14 protein-coding genes are annotated in these 11469 nt (G+C 69.2%); 4 read left to right on the top strand and 10 right to left on the bottom strand.

Going from position 1 to position 11469, the window contains the following annotated elements:
• The 3 genes from PHC73_RS06495 to PHC73_RS06485 all read left to right on the top strand — a co-directional run.
• On the top strand, nucleotides 1-541 hold a 541-nt coding region (locus PHC73_RS06495), incomplete at its 5' end, for a 4Fe-4S dicluster domain-containing protein (RefSeq protein ID WP_300125892.1).
• An 8-nt stretch (nucleotides 542-549) separates the two neighbouring features.
• Nucleotides 550-1494, top strand: coding sequence for a DmsC/YnfH family molybdoenzyme membrane anchor subunit (locus PHC73_RS06490; protein ID WP_300125890.1), 945 nt, complete (start codon nucleotides 550-552; stop codon nucleotides 1492-1494).
• Nucleotides 1495-1507: 13 nt separating this feature from the next.
• Complete coding sequence (locus tag PHC73_RS06485; RefSeq protein WP_300125888.1) at nucleotides 1508-2068, top strand: DJ-1 family glyoxalase III; 561 nt, start codon at nucleotides 1508-1510, stop codon at nucleotides 2066-2068.
• 19 nt (nucleotides 2069-2087) lie between these two features.
• Here the strand turns inward: PHC73_RS06485 and PHC73_RS06480 are convergent, their stop codons facing one another.
• The 5 genes from PHC73_RS06480 to gcvT form a co-directional block, all read right to left on the bottom strand.
• Nucleotides 2088-2426, bottom strand: a complete 339-nt coding sequence (locus PHC73_RS06480) for a hypothetical protein (RefSeq protein ID WP_300125885.1) — start codon at nucleotides 2424-2426, stop codon at nucleotides 2088-2090.
• 84 nt (nucleotides 2427-2510) lie between these two features.
• Entirely contained in the window at nucleotides 2511-3689 is a 1179-nt protein-coding gene (locus tag PHC73_RS06475; protein ID WP_300125883.1) for a CynX/NimT family MFS transporter, read from the bottom strand.
• Nucleotides 3690-3695: 6 nt separating this feature from the next.
• The gene (gene gcvPA / locus PHC73_RS06470) at nucleotides 3696-5039 is read right to left on the bottom strand and encodes an aminomethyl-transferring glycine dehydrogenase subunit GcvPA (protein ID WP_300125881.1); all 1344 of its coding nucleotides are present in this window, start codon (nucleotides 5037-5039) and stop codon (nucleotides 3696-3698) included.
• Complete coding sequence (gene gcvH / locus PHC73_RS06465) at nucleotides 5039-5419, bottom strand: glycine cleavage system protein GcvH (protein ID WP_300125880.1); 381 nt, start codon at nucleotides 5417-5419, stop codon at nucleotides 5039-5041. Before gcvH ends, gcvPA begins: the two co-directional genes overlap by 1 nt.
• A 44-nt stretch (nucleotides 5420-5463) precedes the next feature.
• The gene (gcvT, locus tag PHC73_RS06460) at nucleotides 5464-6579 is read right to left on the bottom strand and encodes a glycine cleavage system aminomethyltransferase GcvT (RefSeq protein WP_300125877.1); all 1116 of its coding nucleotides are present in this window, start codon (nucleotides 6577-6579) and stop codon (nucleotides 5464-5466) included.
• Between the two features lie 84 nt (nucleotides 6580-6663).
• Here gcvT and argB point away from each other — a divergent pair, with 84 nt between their 5' ends.
• Complete coding sequence (gene argB, locus PHC73_RS06455; RefSeq protein WP_300125875.1) at nucleotides 6664-7587, top strand: acetylglutamate kinase; 924 nt, start codon at nucleotides 6664-6666, stop codon at nucleotides 7585-7587.
• A gap of 141 nt (nucleotides 7588-7728) precedes the next feature.
• Here the strand turns inward: argB and PHC73_RS06450 are convergent, their stop codons facing one another.
• The 5 genes from PHC73_RS06450 to PHC73_RS06430 all read right to left on the bottom strand — a co-directional run.
• Nucleotides 7729-8040: an RNA-binding protein gene (locus PHC73_RS06450; RefSeq protein ID WP_300125873.1), complete on the bottom strand. Its 312-nt coding sequence runs from the start codon at nucleotides 8038-8040 to the stop codon at nucleotides 7729-7731.
• 19 nt (nucleotides 8041-8059) lie between these two features.
• Nucleotides 8060-8341, bottom strand: coding sequence for a hypothetical protein (locus PHC73_RS06445; protein WP_300125871.1), 282 nt, complete (start codon nucleotides 8339-8341; stop codon nucleotides 8060-8062).
• Nucleotides 8342-8804: 463 nt separating this feature from the next.
• The gene (locus PHC73_RS06440; RefSeq protein WP_300125868.1) at nucleotides 8805-10064 is read right to left on the bottom strand and encodes a cytochrome P450; all 1260 of its coding nucleotides are present in this window, start codon (nucleotides 10062-10064) and stop codon (nucleotides 8805-8807) included.
• 39 nt (nucleotides 10065-10103) lie between these two features.
• Complete coding sequence (locus tag PHC73_RS06435; RefSeq protein ID WP_300125867.1) at nucleotides 10104-10424, bottom strand: 2Fe-2S iron-sulfur cluster-binding protein; 321 nt, start codon at nucleotides 10422-10424, stop codon at nucleotides 10104-10106.
• 114 nt (nucleotides 10425-10538) lie between these two features.
• A partial coding sequence (locus PHC73_RS06430) for a zinc-binding dehydrogenase (RefSeq protein ID WP_300125865.1) occupies nucleotides 10539-11469 on the bottom strand: 931 nt, incomplete at its 5' end.

The following is an 11469-nucleotide window of genomic DNA, read 5'->3' as shown; positions in this document are numbered from 1 at the left end:
CGGCTGCGGTGGCGACTCGCGCACGGTGCACTTCCCGCGCTCGTGCCTGCACTGCGAGCAGCCGGCCTGCGTCACGGTGTGTCCGACCGGCGCGTCCTACAAGCGCGGCGAGGACGGCATCGTGCTCATCGACGAGGACAAGTGCATCGGCTGCAAACTGTGCTCCTGGGCCTGTCCGTACGGGGCGCGCGAGTACGACTACGCCACCGGCACCATGAAAAAATGCACGCTGTGCGTGGATCGCATCTACAACCAAAATCTGCCGCCGGCCGAGCGCCAGCCGGCCTGCGTGATGGTGTGCCCGGCCTCGGCGCGGGCGTTCGGCGATCTGGGCGATCCCGAATCGGACGTGTCGAAACGCGTCGCCGAACGCGGCGGCGTGGAGCTTTTGCCGCAGCTCGGCTACCGGCCGGTCAACCGCTATCTGCCGCCGCGGCAGCGGCGCGCCGCCGCCGCGAGCGAGCCGCTGGCCGATGCGGCGGGCGGCGCCGACATCGGCCAGCGCCTGCTGCGCTGGGTCGATCGCCTGCTGTCGCGCTGAGGTAACCCATGCATCCTGCCGCTTCGGTCATTCTGTTCACCGTCACCTCCGGCGCCGGCTACGGGCTGCTGTTCTGGCTGGCGCTGCTCGGCTGTCTGGACGCCCTGCCGCTCACGCGCAGCCTGGGCCTGGCCGGCTTCGGCTGCGCGCTCGCGCTCATCACGGCGGGCCTACTCGCCTCGACCTTTCACCTCGGCCATCCCGAACGCGCCTGGCGGGCGCTCACGCAGTGGCGCAGCTCTTGGCTGTCGCGCGAGGGCGTGCTGGCGCTGCTGGTCTACCCGCCAGCGCTGGGGCTCGCCGCCGGCTGGCTGCTGGTCGGTCACCTCGATGGCCTCTATGCCGCCGCCGGCTGGCTGACGGTGCTTTTGGTGCCGGCCACGGTGTTCTCGACCGCGATGATCTACGCCAGCCTCAAACCCATCCCGCAATGGCACAACCGCTGGGTGCCGGCCGGCTACCTGGCCCTCGCGCTCGGCAACGGCGGCTTGTGGCTGGCGTTGCTCAGCAGTCTGTTTGGTGCAGGTCAGGCGCGCGCCTGCGCGCTCGCCGTGGCGGGACTGCTGCTGGCCGCCTGGGTGAAACGCCATTACTGGCGCGCCATCGATGCTGCACCCCCGCTCGCCACGGTGGCCGACGCCACCGGCCTTGGCCGGCTCGGCGCGGCGCGGCTGCTCGAGCGCCCGCACACCGCGCCCAATTACCTGCAAAAGGAAATGGGCTTCGCCGTCGCCCGCAAGCACGCTGCGCGCCTGCGCCGGCTGGCGCTGGGCGGCCTGCTGCTGGCGGCGGCGCTGCTCGCACTGGCCGCGCCGCTGCCAATACCGCTTGCCGCGCCGCTCGCCGCGCTGGCGCTGGTGCTCGGCATGCTGGGTACGTTTGCCGAGCGCTGGCTGTTCTTCGCCGAGGCGACGCACACGGTGAATCTGTACTACGGCGCCGCTGCCGTCTGACGGAGGCTTGCTGATGGAAACGCCCACTCGCACCGCACTGGTGCCGATCGCCGACGGCAGCGAGGAAATCGAGGCCGTATGCCTCATCGACGTGCTGCGCCGTGCCGGCGCCGTCGTCACGGTGGCTTCGGTGGAGAGCGAACTTGCCGTCACCTGCTCGCGCGGCGTGCGGATCACCGCGGATGAACTCATCGGCGCCTGCACAGGGCAACGCTTCGACCTCATCGCGCTGCCGGGCGGCATGCCGGGCGCCGAGCGTCTGCGCGACTGCGCACCGCTGATCGCGCTGCTGCGCACGCAGCGCGCCGCCAGACGGCTCTATGGCGCCATTTGCGCCGCGCCGGCAGTCACGCTCGCCCCGCACGGCCTGCTCGGCACGCGGGCGACGGCGCACCCCAACTTCATGGACCGCCTGGCACCAGCACAGGCACTCGGACAACGCGTGGTGGTGGATGACGGCATCGTCACCAGCCGCGGCCCGGGAACGGCCCTCGAGTTCGCGCTGACGCTGGTGGAATTGCTGTTTGGCGCCGACAAACGCCACGCCGTGGCGGCGCCGCTGGTGATCGACTGAGAGGCGACGCCGGCGAGTGTTATTCGACCGGACGCTCGATGTGCGCTGCCGGCACCGGCTGCCGGCAGCCCAGGCAACGCGTGAGCAGTCCCTGCGCGGGACCGGTGACCAGTTCCTGGCTCGCCTCTTTGACGTTGCCGCCGATGGCACTGAACGGCAAGGTCACCACGAACACCGCCGCACCAATGGCGGTCGCCGCCGCATACAGCGGCCGCGCCACCAGCGCATCGGCGACCATGGCGGCGGCCGTCGGCTGATCGCTGGCGCCGGGACCATACATATCAGCCTCGGTCGCCAGGGACGGACGCACCAACGCCATCACCAGCGTTGCCGCCACGACCAACTTGAACGCGGACATAGATGCTCCCCGGGCAGCGCGCGCCGGCAGGGCGCGGACGGCGGCAAGATTAGGCGCCCGTGGGCAGCCGGTCAACGCACGCGGCTAGGCCACGCGCCGCCGTCCGGCCCGGCGCAACCACGACGCACACACCACTAGACCCGCCAGCGCCGTGGCCAGAAACACCACCGGCCACAGCCAGCTGCCGGTACGCTCCAGCAGCGCGCCGGCCAGCGGCGGCCCGACCAGGATGCCGAGACCCTGTCCGCTGAGTGCCAGCCCCAGAATCGGCCCGGTGGCCGGCGGCGTCGGCGCCAACAGCGGCGCCTGCGTGAAGATGCCGGTCGGGATGATGCCGAGCAGAAAACCATACAGCGCCAGCAGCAGGTACATCACCGGCGGCGAGTGCCGCAGCAACAACATCACCGGCAGCACCGCCAGCAGCGGCAGCGCCGGCGCCACCAGCAGGCTGGACGGCTGCCAGCCGCGATGCACCAGTACACCGCCGAGCAGATTGCCCGGGATGATCGCCGCCGGCACCAGCGCACACGCCAGCGCCGCGCTGGCGCGATCGATGCCGAGCGAGTGCGTCAGGTAGGTCGGCAGAAACGTGAATACGGTGAAAAACTGGCTGCTGAAGCAGAAAAACGCCAGCGCCAGAACCCACGGCGCCGGGGTGCGCAGCACGCTCAGGTCGAGCCGCCCACCCGACGGCAAGCCCACCTGCCGCGGCAGGCCGGGCAGCATGGCCAGCACCGCCAATGCCGCCAGGCTGCTCACCGCCCACAGGCCGCGCCAGCCGAACGCCGCCAGCAGCCAGGGCGCGAGCGCCAGCATCAGAATGCTGCCGACCGGCATCCACAGCGCCCACACACCCATGGTCAGTCCCATGTCCTCGCGCCGCGACAGACTGGCGATCAGCGTCGGCGCGGCGACCGTGATCAGCACCACGCCGAAGCCTTCGAGCCCCCGCCCGGCCAGCAGCCAGCCGGTGGCCGGCGCCAGCGCGCTGACCGCGCCGGCGACGATCAGCACCAGCAGCCCGTCGCGCAGCAGCGTGCGCGCGCCGCGCCAGTGGCTCAGCTGGCCGGACGCCACACCGAGCACGAAGGTGGCGATGGTGCCGGCCGACATCACCCAGCCGATCTGCGCCAACGTGAGCCCGAGCCCCTGGCGCAGGTCGAGCGCTGCCGGCGCCGCCTTGGACAGCGCCGTCGCCGCCGCCACGCCGGCCAGAAAAGCAATGACGATGCCGCGCCAGTGGGTCTGCGCCGGCGACTGCATGGGCGCCTACAGCAGCTCGGTGAGCGCGGCGGCGTAGCGCTCGCACGCGGACGGTCCCGTCAGCTCGGTGGTGCACACCAAAAGGCCGTCGGCGAGCTCCGGGTAGTGCCCCGCCAGCGGCAAACCGCCCAGGATGTCGCGCTCGAGCAGACCATCCAGCACGCGCGGCAGGTCGCCCTGCACGCGCAGCACGGTTTCGTTGAACACCGGACCGCTGAAGGCGGGCCCGACGCCCGGCAGCGCGCACAGGCGCTCGGTGAGCAAACGCAAGTGGGCGTGGCTGCGCCGCGCCACCGTTTCCAGCCCCGCCGGCCCCATGAGACTCATGTACAGCGTCGCGGCGGTCGCCAGCAGGCCCTGATTGGTACAGATGTTGGAGGTCGCCTTGGCGCGGCGGATGTGCTGCTCGCGCGCCTGCAGGGTGAGCGTGAAGCCATCGCGGCCGTCGAGGTCTACGGTGCGCCCCGCGATGCGGCCCGGCAACTGGCGCACCAGCGCCTGCCGGCAGGCCATGAAGCCCAGGTACGGTCCGCCGCCCGACAGTGGAATGCCCAGCGGCTGACCTTCGCCGCAGGCGATGTCGGCGCCCTGGCCGCCCCACTCGCCGGGCGGCTTCAGGATGGCCAGCGCCAGCGGGTTGACCACGCCGATCGCGAGCGCGCCGGCCGCATGGGCGGCGTCGGTCAGCGCATCGACGTCTTCCAGCACGCCGAAGAAATTCGGCTGCGGCACGGCGAGCGCCGCCACGCCGGTCCAATCCACGCCCTCCAGCGCGGTGCGGCCGGTCTGACGATCGAAGCCGGGCTCGATCACCTCGATGCCCTGGCGGGCGACGATGCTTTTCACCGTCGCCCGGTAGGCCGGGTGCAGCGCCCGCGGCAGCAGCACGCGCCGGCCCGCCTGCCCGTTGGCGCGCACCGCCATCAGCACCGCTTCTGCCAGCGCCGAGGCGCCGTCGTACAGCGAGGCGTTGGCGACGTCGAGCCCCGCAAGGCCGGCGATCATGCTCTGGAACTCGTACAGCACCTGCAGCGTGCCCTGGCTCGCCTCGGCCTGGTAGGGCGTGTAGGCGGAGTAGAACTCGCCGCGGGTGACGATCTGCCACACCGCCGCCGGGATGTGGTGCTGATAGGCGCCAGCGCCCAGAAAACAGGTCGGGTTGCGATCGCCCGCCGTGCGTTCGGCCAGCAGCGCCGCCACTTCCCACTCCGGCAGGCCACCTGGCACGCCGGGGAGACCTTCGATGCGCAGCTGCGGCGGGATTTCGTCGAACAGCTGCGCGACGTCGGCCACGCCGATCGTGCGCAGCATGGCGGCCACCTCGTCCGCCGTGTGCGGGATGAACGGCATCAGGCGGACTCGGTCAGCGCACGGTAAGCGGCGGCGTCCAGCAGGTCGGCCGGCAGGGCGCCGGACAGGCGCAGCAGCCAGCCGGCGCCGTAGGGGTCTTCATTCACCAGTTCGGGCGCGCCAGCCAGCGCCTCGTTCACCGCCAGCACGGTGCCGGCGAGCGGCGCGTACACGTCCGCCGCCGCCTTGACCGATTCGACCACGGCGCAGGCCTCGCCGGCCGCGAGCGTCTTGCCGATCGCCGGCAGTTCCACGTAGACGAGGTCGCCCAGTTGCGCCTGGGCGTGGTCGGTGATGCCAACGGTGATGCTGCCGTCGGCTTCCTGGCGCAGCCATTCGTGGGTTTCGGTGTAACGCAGCGTGTCCGGCACCTGGCTCAAGGTCGATCTCCCTGACTGAAAAAAACGTCGAAACGGGGCGGCAATCAGCGTTCCGCCAGCGGCGGCAGCTCGACGCGCAGCACCCCCTCGCGCACGAACGGCGGATTCACGACGCACGCCGGCAGCTCGCGGTCGCGAATGCGGATGGTACAAGCCCCCTGCACGCCGACCTCGACGCGGGCAAGGCCGATGCCGCGGCCGACCGTCGGCCCGAAGCCGCCCGAGGTGAGCACGCCGACTTCGCGGCCGTGCTGCAGCACCGGCGCGCCGTCACGCAACACGCCGCGGCAGGCCAGCACTACGCCCACGCGCTGGCGACGCACGCCCGCCGCGCGCTGCGCCTCGAGCGCGGCGCGGCCGATGAACGGCCGCGCCGGATCGAAATGCACGGTCCAGGCGAGGCCACACTCGAGCGGCGTCACCGTCTCGTCCATCTCGTGCCCGTACAGCGAAAGACCGGCTTCCAGGCGCAGCGTGTCGCGCGCGCCCAAGCCCGCCGGGCGCACACCGGCGCGCAGCAGCGCCTGCCACAGCGCCACGGCCTTCGCCGCCGGCAGCATGATTTCGTAGCCGTCCTCGCCGGTGTAGCCGGTGCGGGCGACCAGCCAGTCGCCGTCACCGGCGGCGGTGAAGCGCTCGAGCCCCGCCGCCGCGCCGCGCAGCGCCGGCGGCAGGCAGGCATCGGCCAGCGCGCGCGCCTTTGGCCCCTGCACCGCCAACATGGCGAGGTCTTCACGCGGGCGAAGCGCCACCTCGAAACCCGCCAGCTGCGCGCGCAGCCAGTCGAGATCGGCCTGCCGACGGGCCGCGTTCAGCACCAGCCGGTAGCGGTCTGCCGCCAGGCGGTAGGCGAGCAGGTCGTCGATGATGCCGCCGCGCTCGTTCAGCAGACACGCGTACAGCGCCTGCCCGTCGGCAAGACGCGCCACATCACCGGCCAGCACGTGCCGCAAATACGCCTGCGCCTGCGGACCGGTGACGTCCGCCTGCGCCATGTGCGACACGTCGAACACGCCTGCCGCGGCGCGCACCGCGTGGTGCTCGTCGAGCTGCGAACCGTAATGCAGCGGCATGTCGTAGCCGGCGAATGGCGCCATGCGGGCACCGGCGGCCAGGTGCAGGGCATGCAGCGGGGTTTCGAGCAGGGCTTGGTCAGGCATGGCGCAATCCGGCGGGAATCGGGCCGCATGATAAGCGATGCCGGCCGGCCTAGAATTCGGCCAACTGTCACCCGGAGAGCCGCCATGCCGTTGTCGATCGACGCCGCCCACCGCATCGCCGTGGTGCTGGTCGAGGCCCTGCCCTACATCCGCCGTTTCCGCGGCAAGACCATCGTCGTCAAGTACGGCGGCAATGCCATGGTGGATGCCCAGCTCAAGCACAGCTTTGCGCGCGACGTGGTGCTGATGAAGCTGGTCGGCATGAATCCGGTGGTGGTGCACGGCGGCGGGCCGCAGATCGGCGAGCTGCTCGGCCGGCTCGGCATCGAAAGCCGCTTCATCGAAGGTCAGCGCGTCACCGACGCCGCCACCATGGACGTGGTGGAGATGGTGCTGGGCGGCCTGGTCAACAAGGAGATCGTGAACCGCATCAACAGCCACGGCGGCCAGGCGGTCGGCATCACCGGCAAGGACGCCGCCACCGTGCGCGCGCGCAAACTGACCCTGCGCCGGGAAGCCGACGACGAGGCGCTGCCGGACGAGATCATCGATCTGGGTCACGTGGGCGAGGTGGAGGCCATCGACACCGCGCTGATCGATCTGCTGAGCGGCCGGGACTTCATCCCCGTGGTGGCGCCGGTCGGCGTCGGCGCCGACGGCGCGACCTACAACATCAACGCCGACACCGTGGCCGGCAAGCTCGCCATCGCGCTCAAGGCCGAAAAACTGATGCTGCTGACCAACACCGCCGGCGTGCTGGACGGCGGCGGCAAGCTCATCCCGCGAATGGATGCAGACACCGCGCAGGCGCTGATCGCCGATGGCACCATCCACGGCGGCATGCTGCCGAAGGTGCGCTGCGCGCTCGATGCGGTAGCGGGCGGTGTCGGCGCCGCGCACATCATCGATGGCCGCGTCGAGCACGCCGTGCTGCTGGAGGTATTCACCGACGCTGGCGTCGGCACGCTGATCGCGGGTGCGCTCGATGGCGTGTGGCCGGCCAGCTGAACGGCGCCCTCGTGGCTATCGACGCGGACATCCAGCCCCGAAGAGCCTCGCTGAATAATCAGCGATATCCCAGGGCAACATTCGCCGGACACAAAAAAGCCCGGACGGCGCCGGGCTTTTTTGCTAGCGAACGCGTTCGCGTCAGTAACGCGGACCGCGCCCGGCGCCACCGAAACCGCCGGGGCGGGGGCCACGGCTGTTGTTGTCGCGCTCCAGCGCCATGTTGACCTTCAGCGGACGGCCGCCAAGGTCACGCCCGTTCTGCTCCAGCGCCTTCTCGGCCGCCTGAGCGGAAGCAAAGGTGACGAAGGCAAAGCCCTTCGGCCGCCCGGTATCGCGATCCATGATCATGGCCAGATCGGTGATCTGACCATATTCCGAAAACAGGGCACGCAGCTGATCTTCCGTGCAGGAATACGGAAAGTTACCGACGTAAAGTTTGCTTTTTTGCATTGACAAGCACTCCAGGGTTTCAAAGGATTTCCGGCGACCAGGCCGGGGTCGGCAAATGCCGATCGAAAGACGGCGACTTCGCCGACACATCCCCATACGCGACACCCGTGGCGGGCTTGCGCAGGTTCGTCTTCTCTTGTTCTTGTTCTTTTTTCTTCTTGTTGTCAGAAAAAGGCTGGAACAGCCCGGTACCCAACGGCATGGGCACGGCCGGTTCAGGAATGGGCGACAGCAATACGGTGCGAGCTTGCGCAGCCGACGGGTGCCAGTTTTCGAGCACGCGACAGGCGCGCGAATCCATCACCGCGTCAGAACCGAACGAGCGAACACCGCCGCCTCGCACGCCAGGCCCACGAGCACTCAGCCCGGGGCGCGGTGAAGGCGAATGACATCCGCCCGCGCGGTGGACGGAACCGAACCGTTCGACCGCGGACCGACAGACGCCGGACCGGGCGAAGGGGGGAAGGATGCGGCTGCCCAAACGACAACCCGCAAACGCTTGCGAAACGAACACTCAGCGAAAAACCATCAAACAATGACAACTCGAACGGGCACCGGTAACCCTGTCTGCAGGCCTTGACAGCTCACGGCGCGGTAGCGGTCAGCCGCCACGCGCCACCCGAGCCGCAATCCCCACAGGGTGCTTGTGCTCGCGCCGAAAAGCAGGGCGAACCACCGCTTCATCGACCGTACGCCGCGCAGCATACCCTGTTTTCCGTTACCGCGCTCTTACAGGATACACATCACCCGCGCACGTGCCGGGCTTACCACGGATGCACGCGCACCGGCAGTTCGCGGTAGCCGCGGATGATGTTTGATTTCACACGCACCGGCGCACCCACCACCTCCACCATGCGAAACCGCTTCATGATCTCCTCCCAGGCCACGCGCAGCTGCATTTCGGCCAGACGGTTGCCCATGCAGCGGTGGATGCCGAAGCCGAACGACAGGTGGTGACGGGCGTTTTCGCGATCGATCCGAAAGCTCATCGGGTCGTCGATGACCTCGTCATCGCGGTTGCCCGAGATGTACCACATGACGACCTTGTCGTTTTTACGAATCGGCTTGCCGAACAGCTCGGTATCCTCCTTGGCGCGCCGGCGCATGGCCAGGATCGGCGTCTGCCAGCGGATGATCTCGGACACCATGTTCGGGATGAGTTTGGGGTTCTGGCGCAGTTTTTCGTACTCGCCCGGGTTCTGGTTCAGCGCCAGCACGCCACCGGAAATGGAATTTCGCGTGGTGTCGTTGCCGCCCACGATCAGCAACAGGATGTTGCCCAGATACTCCATCGGCGAGTCGATGATGTTCCGCGTGCGCTCGGAGTGCGCCAGCATGGAGATGAGGTCGTTGCCCGGCGGGCCGTTGACGCGCTCGTACCACAGGCGGGTGAAGGTCTCGCCGCACTCGGCCAGCGCCTTGTTGCGCTCATCCGGCGTGATGAAATCGCCGCCGCTGATGTCCGGCGCGCCGGTGGTGGCATCCGACCAGAACGTCAGCTTGCGCCGCTGCTCGAACGGAAAATCGAACAGCGTCGCCAGCATCTGGGTGGTCAGTTCGATCGATACCCGATCCACCCAGTTGAACGTCTCGCCCACCGGCAGCTCATCCAGGATACGGCCGGCGCGCTCGCGGATGATGGGTTCGAGCTTGGCCAGATTGGCCGGCGCCACCACCGGCTGCACGGCGGCGCGGTGCTCGTCGTGCTTGGGCGGGTCCATCTGGATGAAGCTCTGGAAGGGGATTTCTTCCGGCAGGTCGGCGAGCGTGATGGTCGGCTCGGACGAAAATATCTGGTGATTTTTTTCGACGTGCGCGATGTGCTCGAACTTGGTAACCGACCAAAACGGTCCGAACTCGCTGTGCGCGCAGTAATGCACCGGGTCATCCCGGCGCAGGCGCTCGAAAAAGCCCCACTGCGCGTCGTGCTCATACAGCTCGGCCTGGCTGACGTCGATCTGCTCCAGGTCAATACTGGCCGGGTCCTGGTCCAGCATGCGCAGCGATTTGACGGTGTCCAACATGGCTCTCTCCTCCGTGAGCGAGTGCGACAGGGCCTGCCGCTACATCTGGTACGCGGGCAGGTACACCACCAAGCCCTCCAGGGCTTCGGTGACCACGATCTGGCACGACAAGCGCGAGGTCGGCGCGCGCTCTGGCGTCGGGTCCAGCATCACCTTCTCGTCCGGGTTGGGACCGCCGATGCGCGCATACCACTCCTCGGGCAAGATCACGTGGCAAGTAGCGCACAGGCACTTGCCACCGCAGTCGGCATCGATCCCCGGCACGGCGTTTTGTACCGCCGCCTGCATCAGCGAACGGCCATTGCGAGCCTGCACCTCGTGGCGCGTGCCATCGGTTTCGACGAAGGTAACGGTGGTCATGGATTGCGCCTCCTTGCGCCTGGCGTGTATCAGCCGAAGTATACGGAAGACTCAAAAACTATCAATCGTTCGTTCGGGTTTCGGGTGATCGCGTGCCGCATCGGCCCGGCCGATTCACCCCGCCGGCGTGATCACCGCCTTGACGGTTTCCAGGCGCGCCACCGCTTCCAGCGCCTGCTGGCTGTCTTCGATGCGGTAGCGGTGAGTGACCATTTCGGCCAGCGGAAATTGCTGGTGCTGCGCCTGCACCACCTGCAACGCCTGATACAGGTGTCGCGGCTGCGCCAGGGCGGTGCCGAAGATGCGCAGGTTACGGTTGTTGATCAGGCGCGGCTCGACCGGCACCGTGCCGGGCGCCGACCACAGACCCACGACCAGATAGCGCCCACCGCGGGCCGCCAGCTGCAGGCCCTCGCCGAACGCCGGCAAGGCACCGGCCGCCTCGATCACCACGTCGGCACCGCGGCCGCCGGTGAGTTGCCATACCCGCGCAATGCGCGCCTCGGGATCGGCCATGTCATGCAGGTCGAGCGTATGCGCGGCACCGAATTGCCGCGCCACGGCAAGACGCCGCGCCGGCGCGCCGATGACGATCAGCGGCGCCGCCCCGGACAGGTGCGCGAGCAGCGTCGCCGCCAGGCCTACCGGCCCGCAGCCCTGCACCACCACGCTCATGCCAGGCCGGATACCGCCCACACGCTCGAGACCCTGCAGCATGGTCGGCAGCGCGCAGCCGAGGGCGATCACGGCGTCCGACGGCGTGTCGTCCGGCACGCGATAGAACGGCAGCCCGGCGCGCAGCGTGGCGTAGTCGCAGTAGCTGGCTGCAGTCGGCCCGCCGGCGTCACCAAACACGCCGGCAAAGGCGTTCTCGCACATGGACACATCGCCCAGCACGGTGCAGTCGTAGCAGCGGTGACACGGCGCCACCGGCTGCCAGTAGACGCGGTCACCCACCGCCAGCGGCGCGCCGGCATAGTCGGTGCCGACGCCCGCGCCGAGCGCCTCGACCACGCCCACGCCTTCGTTCCCCAGCACCACCGGC

It is taken from the genome of Immundisolibacter sp. (genome assembly GCF_028696615.1).
Taxonomy (GTDB): domain Bacteria; phylum Pseudomonadota; class Gammaproteobacteria; order Immundisolibacterales; family Immundisolibacteraceae; genus Immundisolibacter.
This window is presented reverse-complemented; position numbering and strand designations above follow the sequence as displayed.

Excerpts from the sequence above, each read along its gene's own strand:
- PHC73_RS06440 (WP_300125868.1), bottom strand. The coding sequence starts at position 10,064 with ATGTTGGACACCGTCAAATCGCTGCGCATGCTGGACCAGGACCCGGCC.
- PHC73_RS06475 (WP_300125883.1), bottom strand. The coding sequence starts at position 3,689 with ATGCAGTCGCCGGCGCAGACCCACTGGCGCGGCATCGTCATTGCTTTT.
- PHC73_RS06480 (WP_300125885.1), bottom strand. The coding sequence starts at position 2,426 with ATGTCCGCGTTCAAGTTGGTCGTGGCGGCAACGCTGGTGATGGCGTTG.
- PHC73_RS06485 (WP_300125888.1), top strand. The coding sequence starts at position 1,508 with ATGGAAACGCCCACTCGCACCGCACTGGTGCCGATCGCCGACGGCAGC.
- PHC73_RS06435 (WP_300125867.1), bottom strand. The coding sequence starts at position 10,424 with ATGACCACCGTTACCTTCGTCGAAACCGATGGCACGCGCCACGAGGTG.
- PHC73_RS06450 (WP_300125873.1), bottom strand. The coding sequence starts at position 8,040 with ATGCAAAAAAGCAAACTTTACGTCGGTAACTTTCCGTATTCCTGCACG.
- PHC73_RS06490 (WP_300125890.1), top strand. The coding sequence starts at position 550 with ATGCATCCTGCCGCTTCGGTCATTCTGTTCACCGTCACCTCCGGCGCC.
- gcvT (WP_300125877.1), bottom strand. The coding sequence starts at position 6,579 with ATGCCTGACCAAGCCCTGCTCGAAACCCCGCTGCATGCCCTGCACCTG.
- argB (WP_300125875.1), top strand. The coding sequence starts at position 6,664 with ATGCCGTTGTCGATCGACGCCGCCCACCGCATCGCCGTGGTGCTGGTC.
- PHC73_RS06445 (WP_300125871.1), bottom strand. The coding sequence starts at position 8,341 with ATGGATTCGCGCGCCTGTCGCGTGCTCGAAAACTGGCACCCGTCGGCT.
- gcvPA (WP_300125881.1), bottom strand. The coding sequence starts at position 5,039 with ATGCCGTTCATCCCGCACACGGCGGACGAGGTGGCCGCCATGCTGCGC.